Annotated in this window: 21 protein-coding genes, 1 tRNA gene and 2 pseudogenes; 6 read left to right on the top strand and 18 right to left on the bottom strand. The window is 71.2% G+C overall.

Going from position 1 to position 25,515, the window contains the following annotated elements; genetic code table 11:
• Window positions 1-3: 3 nt before the first annotated feature.
• The 3 genes from AB0436_RS10150 to AB0436_RS10140 all read right to left on the bottom strand — a co-directional run bounded on the left by AB0436_RS10150 (window position 4) and on the right by AB0436_RS10140 (window position 3,671).
• Window positions 4-2,064: an ATP-binding protein gene (locus tag AB0436_RS10150; RefSeq protein ID WP_366467495.1), complete on the bottom strand. Its 2,061-nt coding sequence runs from the start codon at window positions 2,062-2,064 to the stop codon at window positions 4-6.
• A gap of 89 nt (window positions 2,065-2,153) precedes the next feature.
• Window positions 2,154-2,828: a DUF4255 domain-containing protein gene (locus AB0436_RS10145; protein ID WP_366467494.1), complete on the bottom strand. Its 675-nt coding sequence runs from the start codon at window positions 2,826-2,828 to the stop codon at window positions 2,154-2,156.
• A gap of 186 nt (window positions 2,829-3,014) precedes the next feature.
• Window positions 3,015-3,671 (bottom strand): response regulator transcription factor, encoded by a 657-nt coding sequence (locus AB0436_RS10140; protein ID WP_366467278.1) that lies wholly within the window; start codon window positions 3,669-3,671, stop codon window positions 3,015-3,017.
• Between the two features lie 180 nt (window positions 3,672-3,851).
• Between AB0436_RS10140 and AB0436_RS10135 the strand changes: the two genes are divergently transcribed.
• Window positions 3,852-6,809 (top strand): AAA family ATPase, encoded by a 2,958-nt coding sequence (locus AB0436_RS10135; RefSeq protein ID WP_366467277.1) that lies wholly within the window; start codon window positions 3,852-3,854, stop codon window positions 6,807-6,809.
• 13 nt (window positions 6,810-6,822) lie between these two features.
• Here AB0436_RS10135 and AB0436_RS10130 read toward each other — a convergent pair whose 3' ends face one another.
• Both AB0436_RS10130 and dcd read right to left on the bottom strand, forming a co-directional pair.
• Entirely contained in the window at window positions 6,823-7,320 is a 498-nt protein-coding gene (locus AB0436_RS10130; protein WP_366467276.1) for a phosphoribosyltransferase, read from the bottom strand.
• A 6-nt stretch (window positions 7,321-7,326) separates the two neighbouring features.
• A complete protein-coding gene (gene dcd, locus AB0436_RS10125) occupies window positions 7,327-7,902 on the bottom strand; it encodes a dCTP deaminase (RefSeq protein WP_366467275.1) in 576 nt (191 codons plus the stop codon).
• A 498-nt stretch (window positions 7,903-8,400) separates the two neighbouring features.
• Between dcd and AB0436_RS10120 the strand changes: the two genes are divergently transcribed.
• A tRNA-Gly gene (locus AB0436_RS10120) sits at window positions 8,401-8,474 on the top strand.
• A gap of 111 nt (window positions 8,475-8,585) precedes the next feature.
• Here the strand turns inward: AB0436_RS10120 and AB0436_RS10115 are convergent.
• The 3 genes from AB0436_RS10115 to AB0436_RS10105 all read right to left on the bottom strand — a co-directional run bounded on the left by AB0436_RS10115 (window position 8,586) and on the right by AB0436_RS10105 (window position 11,485).
• A complete protein-coding gene (locus AB0436_RS10115; protein WP_366467274.1) occupies window positions 8,586-9,296 on the bottom strand; it encodes a hypothetical protein in 711 nt (236 codons plus the stop codon).
• A 70-nt stretch (window positions 9,297-9,366) separates the two neighbouring features.
• A complete protein-coding gene (locus AB0436_RS10110; protein ID WP_366467273.1) occupies window positions 9,367-10,059 on the bottom strand; it encodes a helix-turn-helix domain-containing protein in 693 nt (230 codons plus the stop codon).
• A gap of 508 nt (window positions 10,060-10,567) precedes the next feature.
• A complete protein-coding gene (locus AB0436_RS10105; RefSeq protein WP_366467272.1) occupies window positions 10,568-11,485 on the bottom strand; it encodes a class I SAM-dependent methyltransferase in 918 nt (305 codons plus the stop codon).
• Window positions 11,486-11,720: 235 nt separating this feature from the next.
• On the opposite strand from AB0436_RS10105, the gene AB0436_RS10100 reads away from it, so the two are divergent.
• On the top strand, window positions 11,721-12,515 hold the full coding sequence (locus AB0436_RS10100; RefSeq protein ID WP_366467271.1) for a DUF72 domain-containing protein: 795 nt from the start codon (window positions 11,721-11,723) through the stop codon (window positions 12,513-12,515).
• A 44-nt stretch (window positions 12,516-12,559) separates the two neighbouring features.
• Here the strand turns inward: AB0436_RS10100 and AB0436_RS10095 are convergent, their stop codons facing one another.
• From AB0436_RS10095 to AB0436_RS10065, 7 genes and pseudogenes are all read right to left on the bottom strand, one after another.
• Window positions 12,560-13,708 (bottom strand): glutathione-independent formaldehyde dehydrogenase, encoded by a 1,149-nt coding sequence (locus AB0436_RS10095; RefSeq protein ID WP_366467270.1) that lies wholly within the window; start codon window positions 13,706-13,708, stop codon window positions 12,560-12,562.
• Between the two features lie 84 nt (window positions 13,709-13,792).
• Window positions 13,793-14,629 carry a protein phosphatase 2C domain-containing protein gene (locus tag AB0436_RS10090; RefSeq protein WP_366467269.1) on the bottom strand — a complete coding sequence of 279 codons (837 nt, stop codon included), beginning with the start codon at window positions 14,627-14,629 and terminating at the stop codon, window positions 13,793-13,795.
• Window positions 14,630-14,813: 184 nt separating this feature from the next.
• The gene (locus AB0436_RS10085) at window positions 14,814-16,058 is read right to left on the bottom strand and encodes an acyltransferase (protein WP_366467268.1); all 1,245 of its coding nucleotides are present in this window, start codon (window positions 16,056-16,058) and stop codon (window positions 14,814-14,816) included.
• Between the two features lie 68 nt (window positions 16,059-16,126).
• Window positions 16,127-16,357, bottom strand: a pseudogene (locus AB0436_RS10080) (DUF4396 domain-containing protein); the annotation flags it as partial.
• 129 nt (window positions 16,358-16,486) lie between these two features.
• Entirely contained in the window at window positions 16,487-18,715 is a 2,229-nt protein-coding gene (locus tag AB0436_RS10075) for a LamG-like jellyroll fold domain-containing protein (RefSeq protein ID WP_366467267.1), read from the bottom strand.
• A 121-nt stretch (window positions 18,716-18,836) separates the two neighbouring features.
• Window positions 18,837-19,280, bottom strand: coding sequence for a hypothetical protein (locus AB0436_RS10070; RefSeq protein ID WP_366467266.1), 444 nt, complete (start codon window positions 19,278-19,280; stop codon window positions 18,837-18,839).
• Window positions 19,281-19,362: 82 nt separating this feature from the next.
• Window positions 19,363-19,965 (bottom strand): hypothetical protein, encoded by a 603-nt coding sequence (locus AB0436_RS10065; RefSeq protein WP_366467265.1) that lies wholly within the window; start codon window positions 19,963-19,965, stop codon window positions 19,363-19,365.
• A 222-nt stretch (window positions 19,966-20,187) separates the two neighbouring features.
• Here AB0436_RS10065 and AB0436_RS10060 point away from each other — a divergent pair.
• The 3 genes and pseudogenes from AB0436_RS10060 to AB0436_RS10050 all read left to right on the top strand — a co-directional run.
• A pseudogene (locus tag AB0436_RS10060) lies at window positions 20,188-20,437 on the top strand (SulP family inorganic anion transporter); the annotation flags it as partial.
• A gap of 330 nt (window positions 20,438-20,767) precedes the next feature.
• Window positions 20,768-21,826: a tetratricopeptide repeat protein gene (locus AB0436_RS10055; RefSeq protein WP_366467493.1), complete on the top strand. Its 1,059-nt coding sequence runs from the start codon at window positions 20,768-20,770 to the stop codon at window positions 21,824-21,826.
• A gap of 65 nt (window positions 21,827-21,891) precedes the next feature.
• A complete protein-coding gene (locus AB0436_RS10050) occupies window positions 21,892-22,953 on the top strand; it encodes a polyprenyl synthetase family protein (RefSeq protein WP_366467492.1) in 1,062 nt (353 codons plus the stop codon).
• Between the two features lie 33 nt (window positions 22,954-22,986).
• Here the strand turns inward: AB0436_RS10050 and AB0436_RS10045 are convergent, their stop codons facing one another.
• From AB0436_RS10045 to AB0436_RS10035, 3 genes are all read right to left on the bottom strand, one after another.
• Window positions 22,987-23,700 carry a spermidine synthase gene (locus AB0436_RS10045; RefSeq protein WP_366467264.1) on the bottom strand — a complete coding sequence of 238 codons (714 nt, stop codon included), beginning with the start codon at window positions 23,698-23,700 and terminating at the stop codon, window positions 22,987-22,989.
• Complete coding sequence (locus AB0436_RS10040; RefSeq protein WP_366467263.1) at window positions 23,697-24,119, bottom strand: hypothetical protein; 423 nt, start codon at window positions 24,117-24,119, stop codon at window positions 23,697-23,699. Before AB0436_RS10040 ends, AB0436_RS10045 begins: the two co-directional genes overlap by 4 nt.
• A 158-nt stretch (window positions 24,120-24,277) precedes the next feature.
• Complete coding sequence (locus tag AB0436_RS10035; protein ID WP_366467262.1) at window positions 24,278-25,417, bottom strand: ROK family transcriptional regulator; 1,140 nt, start codon at window positions 25,415-25,417, stop codon at window positions 24,278-24,280.
• Window positions 25,418-25,515 lie beyond the last annotated feature (98 nt).

The following is a 25,515-nucleotide window of genomic DNA, read 5'->3' as shown; positions in this document are numbered from 1 at the left end:
CGGTCACCAGCCTCCGCTGTCGTCGAGCACCAGGCGCCCGGCCTTGCGGTATTCGCGCCGGGCGCCGGCCAGCAGGTCCGCCGTGGTGACCGGTGACCCGCGGTCGGCCGCCGCATAGGCGGCGGTGACCACCGCGCTGCGGATGGAGCCGCCGGACAGTTCGAACTCCTTGGCGCAGCGGGCCGGTTCGACGTCATCGGCGCACGGCACATGGCTGAGGCTGTGCCGCCACAGCGCCAGCCGCTGATCGGCGTCCGGAAACGGGAAGTCGACGATCAGATCGAGCCGCCGGGTGAACGCCTCGTCGATGTTGGCCCGCAGGTTGGTGGTGAGCAGCACGATGCCGTCGAAGGACTCCAGCCGCTGCAGCAGGTAGGCGCTCTCCAGATTCGCGTAGCGGTCGTTGGAGCTGGTGACCTCGGAGCGCTTGCCGAACACGGCGTCCGCCTCGTCGAAGAGCAGCACCGCGTCGGTGCGGTCGGCCTCGGCGAAGATCCGTTCCAGATTCTTCTCGGTCTCGCCGACGTACTTGTCGACGACCGACGACAGCTGGACGACGTAGAGATCGAGGCCGAGTTCGGCCGCCACCACCTCGGCGGACAGCGTCTTGCCGGTGCCCGAATCGCCCGCGAACAGTGCGAGCGCGCCCCGGCCGCGGCCGCCTCCCGCGCTCAGCCGCCAGTCCCCGAGCACCCGGTCCCGGTGCCTGGCCCGCAGGGCCAGTTCGCGCAGCTGCGCCAGCGGCTGCGCGGGCAGCACCAGGTCCTGCCAGCCGACCTCCGGCCTGATCCGCCGGGCATGCTGCTCCAGGCCGGAAGCGGACTGCTGCCGGGCGGCGAGCCGCAGATGCGCGGCCGACAGCGGGGTCCTGTCGAACGCGGCGAGGTCCAGCGCGGCCCGCGCGGTACGGCGGATCCGCTCACCCCCCAGCCGGTAGGGAGCGACGACCGGCGCCAGATCGAAACCGAGCGTATCCGGCCCCTCCGGCCCTTCCGGCACGCCGAGCGCCGCCGACCAGACGCCGAGATCCCCGGCCCGCTGCCGGGGGGCGTCGAGCACCAGCGGGTCGCTGTCGCACCACTGCGGATCGTACGGTCGGGCCCCGGCGAGCAGCACCGTGACGTCGTCGGCCGAGGCCAGCGCCCGCAGCATCGGCCCCGGGTGCTGCGGCAGCGGGGCCACCACGAGCACACAGCCGCGCAGCCGGGCCTCGCGGACCAGTGCGGGCAGCGGGTCGGATGTGGCGTGGCCGGCGCCGATTCCGGGTTCGTGCCCGCTGTCGCCTTCGCCGCCGGTGCCGGTGCCGGTGTCGGTTCCGTTTCCGTTTCCGTTTCCGGGCGTGAAGTGCAGCGCCTCGAGACCCGCCGCGTCCAGGGCGGCCACCGCGTACGCGAGCGCGTCCCCGTTTCGGTCCTCACGCAGATACGCCGTCAGCGGGCCGGCCGACAGCCGCTCGGCCAGCCGCGCCACCGACGGGTCGGTCACCGGCGGCGCGGACCCCGCCGGGTCCGCCGGCCGCAGACGGGTGTGCCCGGCGATGCGGATGTCAGGGGTGTCGTCGCCGAGCAGATGCGCGACGACCCGGTCGGGCACGCGCAACGACCTGCTGAGAAAGGGGCGTTCGGTCTCGTCCACATCCATCAGGCCCAGGGCGGACAGCGGCGCGGAGGGGTGAAAGCGGGCGCGCGCCGACACGTCGTGCGGGGGCAGACCGCACAGCTCGACGGCCAGACCGACGGTGGCCCGGCGCCGGCCGACGTCGTCGTTGAGATAGCCGTACAGCGGCTCGAAGTCGCGGTCGAGGTCCGGGGCGAGCGCGATCAGCAGGATCGCGAGGTCCAGCGTTCCGAGGCCGAGCCGCGCCGCGAGCAGCCCCAGCCGGTCGTCTTCGTTCCCGGTCGGCGGGTCGCCCGCGGGCGGCGCCGACCGCTCGTCCTCGCCCCCGGTTCTCAGCAGATGCCGCACCGCCTCCTCGGACAGATACAGCCCGCGCAACGGGTCCCCGGCCGTCGGGTCGGTGGCGCTGCGCCGCCCGACCAGCTCGGCGACCCGGTCACGCAGCATCCCGAGCCGGACGAGCAGCGCGTCGGCCGCGGCGGGACCTGCGCGGTGGGGGGCTGTGGCGTGGAGGTCGGTGGCGTGGGGCGCTGCGGTCATTCGGGCTGCGCTCCGCTGCTCGTCGGTACGTCTCTGCCGCCCCGGCGGGCGAAGTGCCGTGGCTGATGGTGCCGTTCCGGCGAGCCGTCCAGCGTGCCGTCGGTGCCGCGCACCCGCACCCCGGCGCCCTCGGTGACCGGCGGCCCGACCTCGTACTCGGGAAACGCCGGAAACGGCGCGGTGATCACGAGATCGAGCGACGGCTTGAGTTCGCCGCCCAGCGCGGACCAGATGTCGGCGAACGACCGTGCGTCGGTCTGCAGTCCGGCGACCGTCATGGGCACCGTCAGCCCCAGTTCGGCCAGCGCACCGGTCAGTTCCTCCGGCGGCAGCACCTCCCGGGGCAGCAGCGTGGCCAGTACCGCGGAAAGCATCCGGTGCTCGTCCTGCGGCTGCTTCGTCCAGGCGGTGACCAGGTACGAAAGCCGGAACCAGCGCGGCGGCTGGCGCCGCCTCAGCACCACGCCGCGCTCGTCCTTGACCGCGATCGCGCCCCGCTCACGCCGGTTGACGTCCTCGCGGATGTCGTACAGATAGGCGTCGATCGTCGGCGCGTTGCGCCGGGCGGCCCAGTCGCGGGTCGGTGCGTCGAAGGCGATGTCGACGCCGGTCCCCGCCAGCGCACCGCCGGACAGCAGCCCCTTGAGGACCTCGTCCACCTCATGGATCACTGCCGCGCCCTTCACGATTGCCGGTGTAACGGTTGCGGAACCGGCAACCCGCACGGGCCCGCACCGCCATCCTGCCTCGCCGGTCCGGCCGGGCCGTAGCCACCCGGGGACGTCGTGCGGGCAACTCCTATACAACACAGGGACCCTGCGGGCTGCCCTCGGGGTACCCGGCTGCGGGCCGGAGGGTCAGATGTAGCCTTCCCGAAAGGCATAGGCGACGGCATGCGCCCGATTGCGAAGTTGCAAACGGGTGGTCAGGCCGTGCATCACATTCTTCACGGTGCGTTCGGAGTAGGACAGTTTTCTGGCAATCTCCCCGGTGTCCATGCCCTCGGCCACCAGGTGCAGGACATCGAGTTCGCGCGGTGACAGCCCCGCCGCGGGGGCACCGGGAGGTCCGGCGGAGGCGTTCCGCTGCAGGGCGCCGACCTGGGATATCAACCGTCCCAGCAAATCGGACGGCAGGTCCCCGTCCCCCCGCGAGGCCGCGATGACGGCCTGCAGCAGCCGGTGCCCGGTCGCCTCGTGCCGCCAGACGATGGCCGCGACACCGCTCTCGATCACCTGCAGCAGCTCCGCCTCCCGGATCAGCCCTGCCACCAGCACGGCCCGGGTGCCGTCGACCCGTACGAGCCGCCGCAGCCGGGACAGCGTGGGCTCGTCCAACGCATCAGCCAGCAGCACCGCCACGGTGCCCGGGCGCCCGTTCGCCTCGTCGACCAGTTCGATCGCCGGCTGCTGCCGCAGCTGGGTGGTGGCCCCCGCCAGAGAGAGCGGATCGGACGCATGGATGGCAACCGGGATCCTCGCGCGTACTTCTGTCGTCTCGAAAGACGTGTGCAAACCGATTCCCTACGTTCTCGTAAAACACATGTTCGCTTACAGGTGCTTCCAGAATCCTGTGGGCGGCATCGCGCCCGCAATCGTGGACCACCACGAGATCACCGAGAGGGCACCACGAGAGCACTTTCGGACAGGCCGCGAAGCCACCCCCCACGCCGAACACGTACTCCGGAGGAACCGATGACAGCGCTCCGCGAGCGACGTGCGGCCCTGGAACTGCTGTCCGCCGAAGCCGCCGGGGCCCGAGCCGGGTCCGGACGCCTGGTCCTGCTCAGAGGCGCCACCGGCACCGGCCGCACCGCGCTGCTCGACGCGGCGGCCACGCTGGGCGCCGAGGAGGGGATGCGGGTCCTGCGGGCCCGCTGCGCCGCCGACGACCCGGGCACCGGCACCCCGTTCGCCGCGATACGGCAACTTCTCGATTCCCGGCCGGACGGCGGCTCCGACGACGACATACCGCGGACCACGCCGCTTCGGGACCTGCCCGACCTGCTGTGGAAACGGCTGCTGTCCTACGCCGACGACTCCCCGCTGCTGGTGGCCGTGGACGATGCGCACCTCGCCGACGCCGACTCCCGGCGCTGGCTCACCTACGCGGCCCGCCGGCTCGACCCGTTACCGGTCCTGCTGGTCGTGACCGAACGCGGCCAGTACGACATCCGGCCTCCCGCACCCGGCCTCGCCCACGCCCTGTCCCCCTCCCTCGTCCGCGTACACGCGCTCGCCCCGTTGAGCCAGGACGCCGCCGCCGACGTGGTCCGCGCGTCGGCCGGCCCCGACGCCCCGGACCCGTGGGTGCACGGCTGTGTGCGCGCGAGCGCCGGCAGTCCCCTGCTGCTGAGGGCACTGCTGGACGACCTCCGGGCAGTCTTTCCGGACGGTCCGGCCCCGGCCGGACTGCCGGACAGCTGCGCCGAGTTGTATCCGGGCGCCTTCGTCGCCGCGGTCACCTGGTGGCTGGAGAGCGCCGGACCCGGCACCACCGCCGTCGCCCGCACCCTCGCCGAACTCGAAGACCTGACCGCCCTCCGCACCCAGCAGGACAACGATCAGGAGGACGACGACAGCGACGGCATCGACGACCTGCTCGGCGAGGTGACCGGCACCGACCCGGCCCGGGTGGCCGGCTGGATCACCGCCATGGTCCGGCTCGGGCTGCTGCGCCGCGACCGGGCCCACGGCCGGCCCCGCTTCGCGCACCCCCTGCTGCGGGAAGCCGTACTCGACGGCTGGCCCCGCCCCGACCGGCAGGCGATGCATCGCGCCGCCGCCGAAGTGCGCCATCGCCGGGGACACCGCGTCGAAGCGGTGGCCGCCCACCTGTTGCGGGCGCCCGCGGTCGGCGCGCAGTGGGCCACCGATGCCCTGGCGGACGCGGCCCGGAACGCGGCGCGCGACGACCGCCCCGGGGACGCCGCCGGCTTCCTGCGGCGCGCCCTCGACGAACCACTCACCCGCGCCCACCGGGCGGCCGTGCTCACCGAGCTCGGCTCCGTGGAGCTGTGCACCGTACGGTCGGGCGGCATCCCCCGGCTCACCGAGGCGCTCCGCCTGCAGGACCTGCCGCGGAACAAGGTCAAGGCCGCGGTGCTGCTGGGGACCGCGCTGGCCCACCGCGGCGAGGCCCATGCCGCGTTCGCCATGCTCCGCGACATCGACGACGGCCTGCCGGACGACCCGGCGCTGACCCGCAGCGTGCGGGCCGCCGCGCTGCTGCTCTCCGACCACGACCGGGAGACCCGCCAACTCGCCTACACCCGCCTGCGGCAGACCACCGAGAGGTCACCCCACCTGCTCGGCCCGGCCGAGAAATCCCTGCTCCTCCGTTACGAGGCGACCGCCGGTCTGCTCTCGGCCGACCGGGCCATGCAGCGGCTCGGCGCACTGCTCGCGGCTCCCGAGGAACCGGTCCTGCTGTCGTACCTGCTGCTGACCGCGGCAGCCGTCGCCCAGTGGGCCGACCGGCTCGACGAAGCGGACCGGCTCATCCAGCGGGGCCTGGCCCAACAGCGCACCTCGCACTCCCACCTCATGCGCCGGGCCCTGGTCAACACCCGGATGGACACCCTCGCCGCGCGCGGCCGACACGAGCGGGTCCTCGCCTATCTCGACGGCCAGGGCCTCCCCGGCGACCAGCCCGGCCACCGGGGGCCCAGCAACTTCCACGCCCATGCCCTGATGGCCCTGGTCGAAGCGGGCCGCACCGCGGAGGCCCACCGCCTGGCGGCGAGCGTCTCCCTGCACGACGCCCACGACCACTGGGAGGTGAACCGCTTCCTCTACGCCCGGGGCGTGCTGCGCGCCGCGACCGGAGACCCGGCAGCGGCGCTCGACGACTTCCTGGAATGCGGGCGCCGCCAGAGTGCCCGCGAGGTCATGAGCCCCGTCGTCACCCCGTGGCGTTCAGCGGCCGCCGAATGCCAGCTGGCCCTCGGCCGACCGCAAGCGGCCCTGGCACTCGCCGAGGAGGAACACCGGCTCGCCACCGTCTGGAACACCCCCCGGGTGCTCGGCCGCGCCCTGCGCACCCTGGGCGAGGCCACCGGCGGCCGCCGCGGACTCGACCTCACCGGCCAGGCCGTCCGGACACTGCGCGACGGCTCCCGCGACGGTATGGGGGCCGGCGACGGTACCGGAGCCCGCGACGGCTCCTTCGAGCGCGAGGGCTCCGGCTCCGGCGCCGCCTCCCCCGGCCCCGACAGCTCGGGCGAAGGACCGGGCAGCGCTGCGCTGGCCGCCGAGCTCGTCCCCGCCCTGCTGGCGCACGGCCGCCAACTCACCGCCGCCGGCCGCCGCGCCCACGCCCGCCCGCTCTTCCGGGAAGCCGCCGCGACCGCCGAACGCCTGGGCGCCGTACGGTTGCGCGCCGCTGCCGACCGGGCCCTGCGCGACAGCGGCGCCCGCCCCCGCGACACCCGGCACACCGGCGCATCCGCCCTGACCGGCAGCGAAGCACGGATCGCCGCGCTGGCAGCGGACGGCAGCACCAACGCCCAGATCGCCGAGCTGCTCCACCTGGCCCGACGCACCGTCGAGACCCACCTCACCAGCGCCTACCGCAAACTCGACATCCGGCGCCGCGCCGAACTCCCCGCCGCCCTGAGCGCCGACGGCGGCCGACACGGCGAGGGGGAGTGAGACCGGGCGGACCTCAGGCGTCCAGCACCTGTCCCTCACGCCGCACCACGGGCGGCTCGACACTCCACGGGAAGTTGATCCAGGCGTCCGTGCGCTTCCACACGTACTCGCACTTCACCAGCGACTGCGCCTTCTCGTAGATCACGGCGCTGCGCACCTCGGCGACCGCCCCGACACAGAAGTCGTGCACCAGCTTCAGGGTCTTCCCGGTGTCGGCGACATCGTCGGTGATGAGCACCTTCTTGTCCGAGAAGTCGATGGCGTTGGGCACCGGAGCCAGCATGACCGGCATCTCCAGCGTGGTCCCGATCCCGGTATAGAACTCGACGTTGACAAGGTGAATATTCTTGCAGTCCAACGCATAAGCAAGCCCCCCGGCGACGAAGACCCCACCCCGCGCGATGCTGAGCACGATGTCCGGCTCATACCCGTCGTCGGCAACGGCCTGCGCCAGCTCGCGCACCGCGATGCCGAATCCCTCGTACGTCAGGTTCTCGCGTTCGTCACTCATGCCGCATCACACCTGGGTCCGATGGAAGTTCAGGTACGACCGGGAGGCCGTCGGCCCCCGCTGGCCCTGGTAACGCGAGCCGTACCGTTCACTGCCGTACGGGTGCTCGGCGGGCGAGGACAGCCGGAACATGCACAGCTGCCCGATCTTCATCCCCGGCCACAGCTTTATCGGCAGCGTCGCCACATTCGACAGTTCGAGCGTCACGTGCCCCGAGAACCCGGGGTCGATGAACCCGGCCGTGGAATGCGTCACCAGACCGAGCCGCCCCAGGCTGGACTTGCCCTCCAGCCGCGAAGCGAGGTCGTCGGGCAGCGAGATGACCTCGTACGTCGAAGCGAGCACGAACTCCCCGGGGTGCAGGATGAACGCCTCGTCCCCGGCCGGCTCCACCTTGCGCGTGAGGTCCGCCTGCTCGACGGCGGGGTCGATGTGCGGGTACCGGTGATTCTCGAACACCCGGAAGTAACGGTCGAGCCGCACATCGACGCTGGAGGGCTGCACCATGTAGTCGTCGTAGGGCTCGATGCGCACGCGTCCGGTGTCGATCTCGGCCCGGATGTCCTTGTCTGAGAGAAGCACGCCCCGAGGATACGGGGAGCGCACGGCCCCGCCCCAATCGGCGGCCCGCACGCTCCGTGCTGCCGGCGACTCCCGCCGCCGCTCCGACTACGTCTGCTGCCTACTTCTGCTCGGCCCCCACCGGAACCGCATGCCGCAACCGGGCACAACGCGGACACCGAATGAGCCGCCCCGGCCCGATCCGATCAGTCCCCAGCTGCTGCATCGGGAACGAAGCGGTACTGAACACATGCCCTTCGGCACAACGGACGACGGTGCTTTCCATCGGGTGCATCAAGTCCCTTCCCCATCAAGCGTGGACGAGAGAAAACACCACATTAGGGGATATACGGAACCCAGCCTCACCCGGCACTCCGGACCTCCACGCTACGCCCCAACTCCCACACCTCGCACTCCGATCCCCGCCCCCCGGACAACAGGACGGCCCCATGGCGCAGACGCCTGGGGCCGGATATGAGGTAGAGTGAACGCCGATGCGAACCCCTCGGGGGCCGCTGCGCGAGTGTAGTTTAATGGTAGAACATGAGCTTCCCAAGCTCAGAGCGCGGGTTCGATTCCCGTCACTCGCTCCATCGCTGAGGCCCAGGTCATCGACCGGGGCTCTTGGTCCCCAGGCCTGTTCATCCCCGCGGTGTGCCGAGTCACCTGGTGGCGCGTCCGCGAAGGTCCTCCTGACATCGACGTCACGCGCCGGTGAGCACTTCCCACGCCGCACGGCCGTCTTCGCCGTGCTCTTCGAGCGCTCGCCAGTACGGAGACGACCCATTCAGCTTGGCTGCCGCCACCTTCAGCCGCTTGCGGTCCTTCGCAGTGACGGCTTCCTCCATGACGAACGGGTCCTCAACAAGGCTGCACAGGAAGGTGAGATCGCGGACATGCCGCTCGGCATCTCTGTTGTCGGCAACCGCGCCGACCGCTTTGCCAACGATCGCGCCAAGCAGGTTCGGGCGAGGTACGTGTGCCTGCCTTCCGGCGTACGAGACCGGCAGCAGTTCCGTGCGCGTCAACGCCTGCGTGGTGCCGGGCGCCGGGAAGGCGCGGCCGTGGCGGCTCGTCGTCACATCAGCAGCGGGCCCCAGCCCTTCTGGGACGAGGACGTCCACCGATGACACGGGCTTCGCGAGATCGACGGCGACCTCCGTTCCCGGCCTCACGTACCGGTGCATCAGTCCGTTCGGGCCCGGGTCCCCTGCCGGCACGAGACCGAGATCCGTGAGAGCTCGCACCATCCGGCGCATCCCCCGAGGGTCAGATCGCACGTCGACCACGGTGTCGATGTCCGTGGAGACGCGCGGAGACGGCCGCCCACGCTGAATGCCGTGCAGCATCACCATCTGACCGCCAACCAACGTCCACGGCGTGTCGATCGCGGCAGCCAGAGAAGAAGTCGCCACAGTTCATCGGCCGCGCCCCCGAGCGGCGGCAGCGCGACGGGGGCAATGTCCAGTCGCGGCACATCCTGGTTCACTTCACCTTCTCGTTCCGAGCGGGAAACTGAACGTCGAGCAGACTTGAATACAGCCTGAGGGCGGTACGGCGCGACCGCTCGTCCCCCGCCTCCCACAAGTCCAGCGCGACCTTCGCACGTGCGGGACCTGTTTCGAACGGCCAGATGCCCTGCGGCACTTTCACCACAGCATTCGCCTCCCGACGGGAGACGGGGCGAAGCGCCAGTTTCCGAATCGCCTGCTCAGCACAGTGCTGCCGCAAATAGACCTCCACCCGCCTCGGGTCCACGATGTCCTGACCCGGCGCGGACGCCCCCGTAGGCACTGCCCCTTCGAAGGCGAGCAGCCTCGGCAGTGCGGCGGTATGTCCCCGCAGCCACAACACTCGGCTACGTCGCCGCACCCAGCGGCTGACCTGTTCGATCGACGGTCGTGACCGGAGCCGAGAACGTAGCCGGGAACGTTCGGAGGCCGTCAGCCAGTGCGCGTTTCCGCCGTCCAGCAGGTCAAGAAGCCCCCAGGCGATCCTGCCTGCCATCGGTCTGCCGTTGGACCGGGCGCCCACCAGTTCGTCCACGTCTTCCAGCATCAGCACCCACCGCCCGCCAACGAGCCTGGCTGGCAGTTCACCAGCATGGATCCGCGCGAGTATCCGCTGGCGGCTCACGCCCAACCGCTCAGCAGCCTCGGACACCGACAGCTCGATCATCACACTCCTTCATTGACAGATCCATTGTCGAACGACAACAGATAAGACCGCGCTTGCTTCTTAGGTTGCCCATCGACAATAGAACTGTCAATTCCTGGCCACGGCTCCTCCGCCGCCTCCACCCCACAGGCTGTGCCGGGACAGCACCGAGAGCGGGTAAGTGCGACCGGCTTCGGTGGCGCGCGTGGGACGACAAGTCACAACAAGATCTCCAAGGCCGTACGCAGATATGGTGCGGCCTGCGGGAAGTGCTTGGCCATCGTCATGAGCGCCGTCGGACGGCTGTCGCGTCGGCGCAACCAGGTACGCAGGGCTTCCACCGCAAGATCCGCTCCCTCGCGATGGCGCAGCCGAAAAGCGTCGATGATGCACCGTTCCGCGCTGTAGATGCCGATCTGCTCATCCGGCCCGACGGGAAGATCTTCCCGGCCGATCGAGAAGGTTTCGCCGGCGAAGTGATGCCAGGCGACCGGGGCGGTCAGGCGTGGCGCACGGTCGGCTCCTCACGTCAGTGGCTCTCTGCGACGGCTACGCGGCCCGACTGCAAGGAGGCCCGCCCCCGTGCCGGGCTACCGAGGCTGTGCGCGCGGGCGAGGAGGGTGTCGTCCGACACCACCCGCAGGCCGTGTTCCGCGAGCAGTGCGGCCATCTGTTGCGGCCTCCACAACGAGCGCCACGGCTCGCCTGACGTGACGGAACTGCCGAGCACGCGTGTCAGCAGCCTCCCTGCGGCTGCTTTCACCGATGGCGCCTGGTAGTTGACGACGAGTGCGCTGCCCGGGACCGTCCGGGCAGCGAGCGCGGCCACCGTGGCGCGCACCTCGTCGCGCGTGAGGTAGGGGACGACGCCCTCCCACAACCATGTCGTCGGCGCGGAGGGATCGTGCCCTGCGGCGTCCAACGCCATCCCGAGATCATCGACGGCGAAATCGACCGGGGTGAACCGTACGGAACGGGCGACGGTAGGCAGTTCGCCGACTGGGAGATTGCCCTCATCGGGCCCTCGGACCGCTTCCACGGCCTCGACGAGGCGGGCGCGCTTGTCCTGCTGGGAGGCGGGATGGTCGACCTCCCACACATCTGTCTGCGCGAGCCCGGGCAGACGCCACGCGCGCGTATCCAGACCTGCGCCGAGGATCACGAGCTGGCCGGTCGCGTGGGCGCCCAGGGCATCGTCGATCGCGACTGTCCGCGGCACGACCACCTCGGCGCACGCCCGCACACGCTCGTACGCGGTGCGCGCCTGCCAACCCTTCGGCGGAGTACTCCGGCGCACCTCGTCCACGGACGTACGCTCCGCGGTGCGCAGCAGCCGCACCGCCACCGGATCGGCGAACCGTCCTGGAGCAGCCTTCCCATCCGCGACTGCCCGCCCCTGGCAGACCAGCACCGCTGTCCGGCTCGCCGCACGCCCACTCTCGCTCATGAAGCCGTATTCAACACTCCTGCCTGCCCCGACCTCAGGGAGAAACGGACATCAGCTAAGGATCAGCGGATGCCGCTCACGTGCGTAGCCCCCACGCCCAGCCGAACCTGGCAGCCCCGACCACTACGCCCTGCTCCTGCTCGACATGACCGTCCTTCTTTCCGAGGCGCTCAACGGAGCAGCGGCGGCAGGTTGAGGTGATATGTCCGGCGCCCCACCGGGCAGGGATCGAGGCATGCCCGTGCTCGTCGGAACCTCTGGGTGGCAGTACAAGGACTGGCGCGGTGTTCTCTATCCGCCACGGGAGCCGCAGCGGCTGTGGCTGGAGGAGTACGCCCGGCACTTCGCCACCGTGGAGAACAACAACGCCTTCTACCGCCTGCCCACCACGGACGTCTTCGCCTCCTGGCGGGAGCGGACGCCGGACGGGTTCGTGATGGCGGTCAAGGCCAGCCGCTACCTCACCCATATGAAGCGACTCCGCGATCCCGATGAGCCGGTGCAGCGGTTGATGGGCCGGGCAGCGGGTCTCGGCGACCGGCTGGGGCCGGTGCTGCTGCAACTGCCGTCGCACTTCCGGGCGGACGTGCGCGCTCTGGACGCCTGCCTGAGCCGCTTTCCCGACCCGGTCCGGGTGGCCGTCGAACTCCGCCACCCGTCGTGGTGGGCGGCGGAACGGGAGCTGCGGGCAGTGCTGGAGCGGCACGGTAGCGCTCTGTGCTGGGCGGATCGGGGGTCCCGGCCGGTGACGCCGCTGTGGCGGACCGCGCCGTGGGGGTACGTCCGGTTTCACGGCGGCCTGGCAGAGCCGCCACCGTCCTACGGCCGCCAGGCGTTGAAGTCCTGGGCGCGCCGGATCGCCGACGCCTGGCCCGACGAGGAGGACGTGTATGTGTACTTCAACAACGATCCGGGCGGCGCGGCCGTCGTGGACGCCGCGAAGTTCGCGCGGGTGGCCGCCGCGCTGGGCCGGACGGTGAGCCGTACACCCCTGCCGTCCGGCCCCGGCGGCACGATCCACGCTCCTTGACCGGCACGGTGGGCCTGCCGCCACGCTTCGCTCTTCTCGCGCGCTTACGCCGGCACCAGCTCCGGGTGCAGCACCACCTTCGTGTAGCCCTCGATCCGCTTGTCGAACTTCTGGTACGCCATCGGCGCGTCCGCGAGCGGGAGTTCGTGGGAGACCACGAAGCTGGGCTCGGCCCGGCCCGCAGTGATCATGTCGCGCAGCTGGCGGTTGTACCGTTTGACGTTGCACTGCCCGGTGCCCATCCGCTGGCCCTTTTCGAACATCCTGCCGATGGAGACCAGCAGTTGGCCGTGCTTGGCGTGCTCGTCCGGGCCGCCCGGGTCGGACGGTACGTACAGGCCGGGGATGCCGAGCATGCCCGTCGGCCGGACCGTTTCGACGAGCGTGTTGAGGACGACCGCGGGCTCTTCGTGGCTGGCGTCGTGGGCCTGGGCCTGGTAGCCGACCGCGTCCACGCCCTTGTCGGTGCCCTCGCCGGCCGTCTGCTCCTTGATCTGCTCGGCCGGGTCGCCCTTGGTGAAGTCGATCGGGATGGCCCCGATCTGCTCCGCCTTGGCCAGCCGCTCGGGTACCCGGTCGACGGAGAACACCTTCGACGCGCCGCGCAGCAGCGCCGAGTAGGCGGCCATCAGGCCCACCGGTCCGGCGCCGTAGACGGCCACGGTCTCGCCGGGGCTGACCTGGGCCAGTTCGCAGCCGTGGTAGCCGGTCGGGAAGATGTCGGCGAGGAGCACGAAGTCGGTCTCGAACTGCTCGCCCGGTGGCAGTTTCAGGCAGTTGAAGTCGGCGAACGGCACGCGCAGCCGTTCGGCCTGCCCTCCGGTGTACGGACCCATGGCCACGTAGCCGTAGGCGCCGCCGGCGAATCCGGGGTTCACCGTCAGGCAGAAGCCGGTGTTCTCGGCGAGGCAGTTCTTGCAGAAGCCGCACGCCACGTTGAACGGCATGACGACGCGGTCGCCCACCTTGAGGGAGGCCACACCCGTGCCGACCTCCTCGATCACGCCGAGGTTCTCGTGCCCGAACACGATGCCCGCCTCGGCCGCCGTGCGGCCCTCGTACATGTGCAGGTCGGACCCGCAGATGGCCGACGACGTGACGCGCACGAGCACATCGTTCGGGTGCTGGATCCGGGGGTCCTCCACCTCCTTGATCCCTACGGTGAAGGGCTTCTCGTAGACGACGGCCTTCATCTCCACCACCTCCGGGAGGACAGCGCTCCGGGCCAGCGACGATCGGCTGGCTCCCGTGCATTTCCGGGTACTTCCAGCGAACACCTAGCCAGGACCTCGTTCAAGTGCGGACGTCGGCTCGTGATCCGCCGCGCCCGCCGCCGGGCGCTGGTCGCCGATGCGCAGCAGCGCGAGCGTGAGGTTGTCGGGGCCGCCGGCCTCGATGGCGGCCTTCCACAGCTCGAACGCGGCCCTGCCGTCGTCGTGGGACCGGAGCAGATCGCCGAGTTCGTCCTCCGGTACCGGGTCGGTCAGGCCGTCGGTGCAGACGAGGTAGCGGTCGCCCGCGGCCAGCGGTGACGTGGTCACGTGCGGCGTGATGCCGACGAACCGCGGGGCGCCGCCCAGCGCCTGGGTGAGGATCGGCGTGGTGCGCTGCCCGGGCGGCAGCGGGGGGTTGTCGTCTCTGCTGAGCAGCCGGAGCCCGCCCCGTCGAGGACCGCCCTCGTGCTCCCCGCCCTGCGTCGCGTCGAGCACCCTGCTGTCGCCGACATTGAACACCAGCAGCGACTCCGCCAGCACGACGACACCGGCGACCGTGGTGCCCATGCCGGCCAGCGCCGGATCGCGCTCGGCGGCCGCGTACACCTCGCGGTTGCACCGGTTCAGCGCGTCGCTGACGGCTTCCTCGCTGTCCAGCGCGGGGCCGAGGGCCGCGAGTCTGCGGGCCACCAGCGCACTGGCCACCTCACCGGCCGGAGCACCGCCCATACCGTCGGCGACCGCGACGACGAGCGGATTGCCGTGCGGGAACACCAGCGTCTGCGGGTTCTCGGTCACCGTGCCGCACAGGGTCCACGGTCCCACGACGAGGCTGTCCTCGTTGTGCTCGCGGATCAGTCCGGTGTGGGTCAGTGCGGTGACCGCTATATACGGCGTCATAGCGTCCCGCCTCTCTGGAGGGACGTGCGATTGCAGTCGCGTTACCTGCCCCCATTGTCGCGCTTCCGAAGCGCGCCCGGGTCGAGGGCGCACGCTCCCGGGAGCTTGCGGGGAGAGCCGAAATCCCGCCCCGGGCTGGAGTGGGGCCGGGCTGGGGGACGGGAAGCCACGGCCGGCCGGCCGGTCATGCGGCCGCTGGTTGCGGGCGTCTGCGGCGGGTGAGGGGTTTCTCGAGGAGGTAGTGGGAAGCGGTGGCCGCTGCGAAGCTGGCGGCCACCGTGGCGGGCAGCAGCCCGTTGTCCACGCCGATATCGGACAGCAGTCGGCCCAGGGGGTAGTGCCACAGGTAGAGGCCGTAGCTGAGGTTGCGTCCGATCCAGACCAGCGGGGCCAGGGACAGGGCGCGGGACAGCCGGCTGCCGGACTGGAGGTCCAGCGCCGCCAGCACCGTTGCCGACAGCAGGGCGGACACGAGGAACCCGATCGTGTACCAGGGCTTGGTCCAGGCGCTCGCGCCGGTCATCGGCACCTGCCAGACGATCACGGCCAGCAGCGCCAGAGCCGGCCAGGCCAGCCGCCCCGACCACAGGCGCAGCGCGATGAGCCTGCTGTCCTGCGCGTTCAGTCCGGCCACGACCACGGCCAGCAGCGCGCCGATCAGCAACTGGTCGGCGCGGGTATCGGTGCCGTTGTAGATGCGGTGCGCCGAGGTCGGGCTCCACAGCTCGTACCGCCAGAGCACCGGCAGCACACACAGCACCGCCGTGCAGAGCACCACCGCACGTCGTCCGACCCGGCGCAGGAGCAGGCGGAGCAGCGGCGGCCAGAGGAGGTAGAACTGCTCCTCCACCCCCAGCGACCAGGTGTGTCCCAGCAGCGCGGTGTCACTCGAGTACAGGCCGGGCTGGGCCGCCCGGACGATGTTGACCAGGAACACGGCGGTCAGCGTGATGGAGGGCCAGGCGCCGTCGAAGCCCGGCAGTGGGGTGGCGAAGGCCAGCACGGCACACAGCGCGCAGACCGTCAGCAGGGCCGGTACCAGTCGCAGCCAGCGCCGCCAGTAGAAGGCGCGCATCGCGATGTCGCCGGTGCGGGCGAACTCGGCCAGCAGAAGCCGGGTGATGACGAAGCCGCTGATGGTGAAGAAGACGTCCACACCGAGGGCACCGCCGGGCAGCAGGCCGGGTTTCAGGTGGTAGACCATGACGAGTCCCACGGCCAGCGTGCGCAGCCCGTCGATGCCCTGCACCCGCCCGCCGATGCGCAGCGCGGAGGGGAAGACACGCCCGGTCCGTACGGCCGGGCCCGCCTCCGGTGCGGAGGCGGGCCCCGGTGAGGCGGGGCGTACGACGTCGGGCGGAGCGCGTTCGGCCAGCCCCACGGCATCCCGGGCGGAGTGTGTCGCGGGGGAACTGTCTGCACTGTCCACGGAGTGCGCCTGCCCGGGCAGGCACAGGGCACGCGGGTGTTAATCGAATACTCATGGAGAACGGCGCGTCAGTGATAGGCGTGCACGACGGCGTGGCCCTTGCCACGACCGATCACCCACCGGTTGACCGGTGTCGTGATGAGGAAGGCGACGGCGAGCGAGCCGGCGAGGGAGATCCAGAAGAGGACGTCGGCCAGTCCGGCGTTCATCGTGCTGAGCGCGTAACCGAGGACGAAGGCCAGCAGGATGGACAGCGCCACGGTGACCCCGTTGTACAGACCTGCGGCGGTGCCGATCACCCGGTGGGTGTGTGCGGGGCGGTCCATGGCGCCTCTCCCTCTTCTGTCGCACGGGGCAGTGACCCGGCACAGACGCCAACTACGTACCCCCCGGGGGTATTCCCCGGGGGGAACGGTGGACCGGTCGCCCTACCCTTGAGCGCTCGCCAGCCGGTAGTGGTTGGCGACCTGCGTACCGGTGAGGACACGGGGATAGACGGCGGTCTCGTCCAGCTGTCCCTTGAAGAAGGCACTGGTGGGCTTCGACGGCCAGTTGTTCAGGGTGTCGCCGCCGACGTGCCAGAAGCCGGTGTAGTTCGCGTTGCCGGTCACGCTGTTGGTCTTCAGCAGGCGACCGTCGACGTAGAGGGCCATGCCGCCCGAGCCCTGAGTGGCGACGACCTGGTGCCACTTCCCGTCGTTGTACGCGCCCGTGCTGACCAGGGTCTTGAGCCCGCCGCTGCTCACGCCGAAGATCAGCTTGCCCGCATTGGTCATGTACACATGCTTGTCGTACTTCCCGCTGCCGGCGGTGGTGTTGTCGCCGAACCCGATCAGTTTGCCGCCCGCGGAGCTGGTCGTCCTGAACCAGGTCTCCAGGCTGTACGTGGTCGGCTGCGCCGCTCGGACGTCGGTGGAAACCTGCTGGTTGGTGCCGTTGAAACCGATCGCGGTGGAGGCGCCGTGGACGGCGGCGGGGGTCTGCCGGAGCGAGGGACCGTTCGCCTGGACGCCGGCGGTGTTACCGGTGGAGGAGTCCGCGACGAAGGGGGACGACGGGTCGTCGTACCGCCAGTACAGCTTCGCGCCGTCGCCGAGGACCGCGGCCGGGTAGGACTCCGAGCGGGCCGTCGCGGTGGTGGTGGCCGTCGCCGACAGGGCGCTGGTGTTGCCCGCCGCGTCGGTCGCGGTGACGCGGTAGCTGTAGCTCTTGCCCGCGGTGACCGAGGTGTCCTTGATGGCGACCTGGGGCCGGTCCCACAGCAGCGAGTCGGCCTGCACGGTCGCCAACGGCGTGCCGGAGCCGTTGCGGTACACCTTGTACGTGAGCTTCGAGTCGTCGGTGTCCATACTGGCGCGCCAGCGCACTTCCACCTCGCCGGCCTTCTCGCTCGCCGCCCGGACCACCGGGACGGTCGGCCGGCCCGTGTCGCCGGCGGAGGCGAACCGGGTCAGGCTCTGCGCGGGTGCGCCGTTGACCGTGGTGAACTCGCCTCCCGACCACAGGTACTGGGTGCTGCCCGAGGCGGCGACGGTCAGCGCACGGGGGCCGATCTTCTCGCCCGTCCCGTCATTGGTGTCCGGGAACCACCCCAGCTTGCCCGTGCCCGTGGTGGGTTCGGCCAGGAAGTGGTGGCGGCGGCCGTTGGGGAATTCCCCGACGCTGGAGCAGTCGTGCGCGTGCGAGGCGATGTAGAGGACGCCCTTGTAGGACTTCAGGGCCTGGGTCGCGCCGAGGCAGGTGTCCCGCCAGCGCTGGCCGAGGTCCGCGGCGTTGAGTGCGATGCGCCCGTCGAACACGCCGCCGCCGGTGCCCTCGTTGCCGGTGTAGATGCCGGTGGCGTCGGTTTCGATGGCCTTGACCACGGAATTCGTCTCGATGAACCCGGGGTAGGACTTGGCCACCGCGCCGGACTTGGCGTCCACGACGGCCAGGGCGTGCGAGTTCGACCCGTTGACGGTGAAGAAGTCGCCGCCGAGCACCACCTTGGTGCCGTCGGGCGTCAGCTGGATGGCGCGGCCCGGCTCGTCCGCGTTGGCGGTGAAGGGCAGCACCGAGCCGTCGGTCGCCTTGACGGCCGCGAAACGCTGGTGTTTCTGGCCGCCGACGGTGGTGAAGTCACCGCCCGCGTAAACGGTGTCGCCGGTGACCGCCAGCGCCCGCACGGTCGCGGGGAAGCTCGCGCGGAACGACGGCTTCGGCTTGCACGTGGCGATGTCGATCGCGGCCAGTGAGGACACCGGAGTGCCGTTGACCGCGCCGAAGTAACCGCCGGCGTACAGCGTCTTCCTGTCCGGTGACACGGCGAGGGCTCGCACGGTGGCGTTGCCGCCGCTCTTGACCGTGAAGGACAGTTGGCAGCCGTTCGGGGCACCGGTAGCGGCGTTGAACGCCGCGAAGTTCACCGCGGAGCGCGCGGTACCGGTGGCGCCCTGCGGCGGCCGGATGGCGGAGAAGGTGCCACCCGCGAAGACGACGCCATCGGCCTGGGCGAGGGCCCAGACGATGCCGTTCGTCTGCCAGGTGGGCAGATCGTCGGCCGTGAACGCGACCGGCGGCGTGATGGCCGAGGCCTTCGGTGCGGTGGCGATCACCCCGAGACCGGCCGTGGAAATCGTCAGGACAAGGGCAGCTGACAGCCCTCTTGATCGGTGCATGGACCCCCCAGGTCTTACAGCCCGCCGACTCACCCCCGGAAATACGGGGGGAACGCTAGGGCGCAAGAGTAACCGTGCACAAGACATTCACACATCGAACTGACGGCCTGACGGGAACGACTCACTGCGGAGGAGCCCCTCGAGGTGCTCTACGGGTCCGGGTCAGCAGGAGAAAGCCGGCGGTGACGATGGTGACGGCCTGGGCGACCACGGTGATCTTCTTGTCACTGAACCAGACCGGTTCGTACATGTTCGGCACGGGTCCCAGCTTGCCGACGTCGATGTAACGGTAGATCAGCAGGAGTGCGAGTCCGCCTGCCGCGACGAGCCAGGCGAAGGCGTCGGCCGGTGCGCGGCGCCAGACGAGGACGAGCAGCGCCGCCAGCGCGGCTACCGCGGCCTCGATACGGAACAGGGTGCCCTGGCTGATACTCGCCGCGACAGCGTCGTACTGATCGGCCAGATGGGCGTGGATGTAGGCATCCACGCCCAGGCCGGCGGCGGCCAGCAGCCTCGCGACACCTCGCACGACCCTGCGGGCCGGCCCCGGGACATCAGACTGCATGGCTCTTCTCCAGGCGCTGTCGCGCTCGCGTCGGTGGACGGCGAACGGGCCCTTCATGAACGGGTGGACCGGGCAGGGCTGCTCAGTAGCCGTTGCCGGTGGCGCTCTTCGACGGAGAACCGGTCATCGTCGGCGAGCTCGTGGCCATCCGGGTGACTTCCTTGCCGGTGGGGTCGAGGACGTACCACTTGGCGCCGAACTGACTGAGCCCCTGGCCGTTCATGTCACCGGCCGCCTGGTCGCCCTTGTACAGGTAGAGGGGCTGGTCCTTGTAGGTGACCTGCTTGCTGCCGTCGCTGCGGGTGATCGTCCCGAGCAGGTTGCTCTTCACCCCGTTGCCCGCGGTCGGCTTGCCCTTGGCGGTGAGCGGCGGCCAGGCCTCCGCGCAGGCCCCGGTGCAGGTCGACTTCTTGGGCTTGTCCGCCTTGAACAGGTAGAGGGTCCGGCCCTTGTCGTTGACGAGGACCTTTCCCAGTGAGCCGGACCGGGTGTCCACGGTCTTGCCGGTACCCGCCGTCGCGGTGGCGGTGGTGCTGGCAGCGGCCGGGCTCGCCGGCGCGGCGCTCGCCGCCGCGGACTTGGAGGGAGACGATCCCCCACCGCTGCTGCTGGAACACCCACTGACAGCCACAGCGCAGAGACCGGCTACCACCCATGCGGCTGCGGTCCTGGTGTCATTCCTCATCAAGAGCTCCTCCGGTGACGGCTGCCCCTCGGGCAGTGCGGCCCGCCCGAGCGGGGCCGCCTCATCCACTCGACAGCAGGCGCCGGTGCCCGGCCACTTGGCAGACCCATCCGGGGAGTCCGTACCGGCCCGATCGGCGTACGCGAGTTCGATAGGTGCGGCACATAGCGTCCGTCACCCTGCGAACGGCCGAAAGTGGGGGTGTGATCGCCCGGCCGCGGAGCCATCGTCACGGTCAGCACGTTCGAGGGCGTCCTGATCGGCCTGGCTCTGTCCCTCGTCAAAGGCGCCTGGGACACCTCGCACGTCCAACTGCACACCGTCGAGCGGCCCGACGGACGCCCGGCCCGTCGAGCTGGACCTGACCGGTCTGCGCCATCAGGATCACGCCTGCACCGTGAGCCTGCTGGCCTGGGCGGAACAGCACAACGCCCAGGAGCCGGGACAGGTCCTGCTCGCTACCGCCGGCTGACCGGCCGGCCCACCCGGCAGCCCGGCCGCCGTCTTCCGTACATCGCGGTGACTAGCGGTCGATTCCCCCGTAGCACCCAGGTATGACCCACGACCAGTACGCAGGCGGATTCATGGAACCCCCGCTTCCTCATAGCGTCTTGACCGGAGAAGAAAAGCCGGAAGACAGGCGCGACAGTGGGGCAGGTGGGCACGGGTGACGCGGGCGACGCAGCAGGAAACGGTGCGGAGGAACGCCGGGCACGGCACAGCCGTACGGGACGAGGCGGTACGGGTAGACACCGCACCGGGCAGAGCGGTCGCACCCGAGTACCAGGGCGCGCTCGGCTCCCTGTCGGTGAACTCCTCGCTGAGCGATGTGCTGGCCAAGGGCATCGAGGAGCTGCGGACCGCGGAAGCGGCCGGGGAAGAGCGGGAGACCGCACGCTGCGGACTCGCTGTCGCTGAGGCGTACCGGCGGCTGGGACGGGTGATCGAGGCGGACGCCGCGTGGAAGGCGAGTTACCGCGCGGCCCGCTCGGCGGAGGATGTCGGGGCGATGGCGTGGGCGCTGTGGAGCGGCGGCACGCTCGCCCGGCAGCGGGGCGCGCTGCCGCTGGCGTACCGGCTGCTCGGGCTCGCCGCCGAGCTCGGCAAACGCGGGGGCGACGTGGTGGTGCGTGGCTACTCGCTGGCCGGGCTCGCCGAGACCGGGCGCATACAGGGCGACTACCAGGCAGTGGGCGAACTGCACGAACAGCTGCTGGTGGAGGCCCGCAGGCGCGGCGAGGCACGGCATACCGTGTGGGCGCTGGAGGGCATAGCCCAGATGCACCGCAACACCGGCTCGTACGACAGAGCGCTGGCCCTCTTCGAGGAGGCGGCCGAGACGGCCGGCCGGGCCGATGACCGGCGGGGGCGGGCCTGGGCGCTGCGCGGCATAGCGGACGTGCTGTCCGTACGGGACGGTGACGTGGACCGGGCGCTGGCGCTGCTGACCGAGGCCGAATCAGCCTGCCGGGACATGCAGTTGTCGAGCGCTCTGGCGTACAACCACAAGATGCGCGGCAACGTGTACTACCGGGCCGGGCTGTATGCGGAGGCCCGTGACAGCTACGCGCAGGCGCTCGCGGAGTTCCGCGCGATGAACGAGCCACGGGGGACGGCGCTTTCCCGTCTGGGACTGGCCAAATCTCTGGCCCGGCTCGGGCGGAACCCGGCGGAGACGGCAGCCGAACTGGCCGAACTGCGCCGCACCCTGGACCGCATCGGCCTGCGGCACGCACGGGACATGGTCGACAAGGCGACGGCCGAACTGGGGGTGGGCCCGCTGCCGGACCTGGCCGAACCCACCGGGCCGGCCGCGCCCTCGGACGATGCCCGCCCGTCCGGGGCGGTGGTGCTGCGATGACTTCCTCCGCCACCGCTCCTCCGGCAGCCGCACCGGCCGCCGCTATCGCAGACAGCACCGCAGACATGGCCGCGGACATCACCGCGGACGGGACGAGGGAGGCCGCGGCCCGGGTACTCGCCCGCTGCCGCGAGCTGGTGCGTCCCTCGCTGGTGGCCGCCATCGGACGGCTCCATCCGTGGCCCGGCGAGATGGCCGCCTTTTCCCTCGGCTGGTGCGGAGTGGGCGGGGCGCCGGATTCCGGCGCGTCCGAAGGCAAGGGTGTGCGCCAGACCCTCACCGTACTCGGCGCGGAGGCCGCCGGGGCGCCCGGCGAGAGCGCTGTCGCCGGTGCGGTCGCCGTCGAGTTGATCCACGCCTTCTCACTGCTGCACGACGACATCATGGACGGCGACGGGACCCGCCGGCAGCGGAAGACCGTGTGGAGGGCCTACGGGACCGGACCGGCCGTGCTGGCCGGTGACGCGCTCTTCGCGCTCGCCGTTCAGACCCTCGCCGAGGCGCCCGGCCCGCACACCGCCGCCGCCGTACGGTGCTTGTCCGGGACGCTGAGCGACCTGGTGCGGGGCCAGGCGGATGACCTGCTCTTCGCAGCCCGCCCGTGGACCGGCCCCGACGCCGTCCGGCCGGACGAGTACCGGTCCATGGCGGAGCTCAAGACCGGTACCCTCCTCGGCTGTGCCGCGGCGCTCGGTGGTCTGCAGGGCGGCGCGCCCGAGGCGACGGTGACCGCGCTGGACCGGGCCGGGCGGCACCTCGGCGTGGCTTTCCAGGCCGTCGACGACCTGCTCGGCATCTGGGGCGACCCGGCGGTGACCGGCAAGCCCGTGTACAGCGACCTGCACCGGCGGAAGAAGACCTACCCGGTGCTCACCGCTCTCGCGGGTGACGGCGCCGCCTCGCGCGAACTCGCGGCGCTGCTGCGCGCCCCGCTGCCGCTCGACGACTCCGCCGCGGTCCACGCGGCCGGGCTCATCGAAGCGGCCGGCGGTCGCACCGCCACCCTGGCCGAGGCCAGCCACCACCTCGACGCCGCCCGCGACTGCCTGGGCAGCGTCCCGCTCGCCGCGCGCGCGGTGCGGGAGTTCGATGTGCTGCTCGCCTTCCTGCTCCACCGCAGGATGTGAACTCCGCCGTCCGTCCGTATGGACGCGAAATCCTCACCGTCCCGCGACGTACACCGTGTTGGACGCCGTGCCGCCCTGCAGGGGGTTGTCGAAGTCGACGACGTGGGCCTGCGCCCGGCTGAACACCTCGGCGAGTACCGAGGTGAACGCCTCGTCGGGCGGGTCGTTCGACCAGAGCGCGAACACGCCGTCCGGCCGGAGCCGGTCGGCGAGCGCGCGCAGCCCGGCGGGCCGGTAGAGCGCCGCGTGGCTGGGGTGCAGGACGTGGCGCGGCGAGTGGTCGACGTCCAGGAGCACGGCGTCGAAGCGGCGGCCCGGCGCGTCGGGGTCCAGGCCGTCGGCATCGGCGATCTTCGCGAAGAAGTCGCCGTGCACGAGACGGCAGCGGGGGTCCCCGGCGAGCCGCGACCCCAGCGGGACCAGGCCCCGCCGGTGCCAGTCGATCACTTCGGCCAGGGTGTCGACCACGATCAGCGAGTCGACGCGCGGGTCGTCGAGCGCCGCCTTGGCGGTGTAGCCGAGGCCGAGGCCGCCCACGGCGACGTCGAGCCGGCGATCGGGCAGTTCGGCCAGGCCGAGGCCGGTGAGGGCGATCTCTCCGGCGGTGAAGAGGCTGGACATGAGGAACTCGTCGCCCAGCTTCACCTCGTACACGTCGTCACCCGACGACGGGTCCCGACGACGGCGCAGACTGATGTCGCCCATGGGCGTCGGCTGCCAGTCGATTTCCTCGAAACGTGCGCTCATTCACTGCCTTTTCCGCGACCGGTGCCGGCGCGCTCGGAGTGCTGCCCGGTGCCGGGGCTGCGGCGCGGTCCGCGTTCGGCGGCCTCACGGTCTGCCTCTGCTGCCAGTTCGCCCTGCAGGAAGGCGTCGGTGTCCGGGTCGTACGGGCCGGCCTGGTCGGCGAGCAGCCGCGCGATGCGGCGCCACTCCTCCAGCTCCGCCCGGGCGCGGGCGGCCCCGTCCGTCTTCTCGTCGTCCGCCGGGTCCTCCGGCAGCTGGGACTGGGCCTCCTTGAACGCGGCCTTGACCTGGTGGTGGGTCAGTCCACGCGCTTGGGTGCGGACCTCTGCCCGGCCCGCCTTCTCCTCGTCCCGCAACCGGTCCGACTCGTCCGCGGTGCTGTCCGGCGCCTCGGGGCGCTGATTTCTCCTGGCGGTCATCGTTCGCCTCACCGACTGGTCGTTTCTCCACTGGGGTTCCACTCCAGGAGCCGGAGTGAAACCCCACCGCACCCCACAGCTCTCGGTCTGCTCAGCTCCCTCCTCGGTAAACGTCATCGCCGGCCCGGGCGTGCCCGAACAGCCGCCCGGCCGCGCCGTCAGCCGGGCGCGAAGAGCCGCTGGGCCGCCACCGCAGCCGCGCCCCTGGCCCAGGCCTCGAAAGGCAGCGGACGGACCACCAGATCGCAGTCGGCGGCGGCGCCGAACGCCTGGGCCGTGAACGCCTCCCGTATCCGCTCGGCGAAGAGGTCGTAGGAGGCGACACCCTCGCCCGAGATGATGACGCGCTGCGGGCCGAAGAGGTTCACCACCGAGGCGATCGCCAACCCCAGTGCGTGGCCTGCCGCGCTGAAGGCCTCGCCCGCCGCCGTCTCGCCCCGGCGGGCGAGACGGACCGCGTCCTGCAGGGTGAGCGTGCTGTCGCCGGTGGTCCGCCGTACGTGGTCGACGATGGCCCGGGCCGAGGCGACGGCCTCGACGCAGCCGGTGTTGCCGCAGGTGCAGACCCGGTCGGAGCCGCCGACCGGGAGGTGACCGAGCTCGCCCGCCACGCCGTGGGCGCCGGTGACCACCCGGCCGTCGAGCGAGATCCCGCAGCCGATCCCGGCCCCCACCGTGACCAGGGCGAACGAGGACAGACCGGCCCCGGCTCCGAACCACTGCTCGGCGACGGTCAGGGCCCGCACATCGTTGTCGATCACGGTCGGAATGCCGGTCGCGGTCTCGACCAGCCGGCCGAGCCGCACACCGTGCCAGTCCAAAAACGGTGAGTAACGCACCGTCCGGGTACGCCCGTCGACGTCTCCGGCGACCGTCACGCCCACCCCGTGCACCCGGTCCACGCCCGCCGTGAGCCGGCCCACCAGCCTGGCGATCGCCCGGACGACCGCGCCGACATCGCGGGAGTCCAGGGCGGCGCGGCCGGTGGCGAGCTCGGACGCGGTGAGGTCGGTCCGTACGCCGATGAGTTCGTCAGCGGTGACCTTCACCCCGATGAAGTGGGCGCGCTCTGCCCGCACCGCGACCAGGGTGGCGGGCCGGCCCGGCTGCCGGTCGCCGGTGGGGCGGCCGATCTCGGTGATCCAGCCGTCGGCGAGCAGCGGGGTGGAGACCTTGGTGACAGCGCCGGACGACAGCCCGGTACGCCGTCCGAGCTCGGCCCGGGTCAGCGGGCCCTGGGTCAGCAGGGTCTGGAAGACAAGGGACGCGGCGGGCGGCTGTTGGTGGGGTGCACTCACAGGGACGGAGATTACCTGCACACGGAAATCAACACGCGGCCCGAACACCTGGGACCTTTCCCATCAGGCCCGGGGCCGGCTCCGCCGTAACACCAAGA

Source organism: Streptomyces sp. NPDC051322 (genome assembly GCF_040689485.1).
GTDB lineage: Bacteria > Actinomycetota > Actinomycetes > Streptomycetales > Streptomycetaceae > Streptomyces.
The sequence above is the reverse complement of the archived record's forward strand: the minus strand, read 5'-3'. Positions and strand labels throughout refer to the sequence as shown.

Coding starts and splice junctions, on each gene's coding strand:
- AB0436_RS10090 (WP_366467269.1), bottom strand. CDS start 14,629: ATGACGCCGTATATAGCGGTCACCGCACTGACCCACACCGGACTGATC.
- AB0436_RS10075 (WP_366467267.1), bottom strand. CDS start 18,715: ATGCACCGATCAAGAGGGCTGTCAGCTGCCCTTGTCCTGACGATTTCC.
- AB0436_RS10130 (WP_366467276.1), bottom strand. CDS start 7,320: ATGAGTGACGAACGCGAGAACCTGACGTACGAGGGATTCGGCATCGCG.
- AB0436_RS10050 (WP_366467492.1), top strand. CDS start 21,892: ATGGCCGCGGACATCACCGCGGACGGGACGAGGGAGGCCGCGGCCCGG.
- AB0436_RS10105 (WP_366467272.1), bottom strand. CDS start 11,485: ATGAGCGAGAGTGGGCGTGCGGCGAGCCGGACAGCGGTGCTGGTCTGC.
- AB0436_RS10040 (WP_366467263.1), bottom strand. CDS start 24,119: ATGACCGCCAGGAGAAATCAGCGCCCCGAGGCGCCGGACAGCACCGCG.
- AB0436_RS10070 (WP_366467266.1), bottom strand. CDS start 19,280: ATGCAGTCTGATGTCCCGGGGCCGGCCCGCAGGGTCGTGCGAGGTGTC.
- AB0436_RS10135 (WP_366467277.1), top strand. CDS start 3,852: ATGACAGCGCTCCGCGAGCGACGTGCGGCCCTGGAACTGCTGTCCGCC.
- AB0436_RS10110 (WP_366467273.1), bottom strand. CDS start 10,059: ATGATCGAGCTGTCGGTGTCCGAGGCTGCTGAGCGGTTGGGCGTGAGC.
- AB0436_RS10045 (WP_366467264.1), bottom strand. CDS start 23,700: ATGAGCGCACGTTTCGAGGAAATCGACTGGCAGCCGACGCCCATGGGC.
- AB0436_RS10095 (WP_366467270.1), bottom strand. CDS start 13,708: ATGAAGGCCGTCGTCTACGAGAAGCCCTTCACCGTAGGGATCAAGGAG.
- AB0436_RS10065 (WP_366467265.1), bottom strand. CDS start 19,965: ATGAGGAATGACACCAGGACCGCAGCCGCATGGGTGGTAGCCGGTCTC.
- AB0436_RS10150 (WP_366467495.1), bottom strand. CDS start 2,064: ATGCTGCGTGACCGGGTCGCCGAGCTGGTCGGGCGGCGCAGCGCCACC.
- AB0436_RS10100 (WP_366467271.1), top strand. CDS start 11,721: ATGCCCGTGCTCGTCGGAACCTCTGGGTGGCAGTACAAGGACTGGCGC.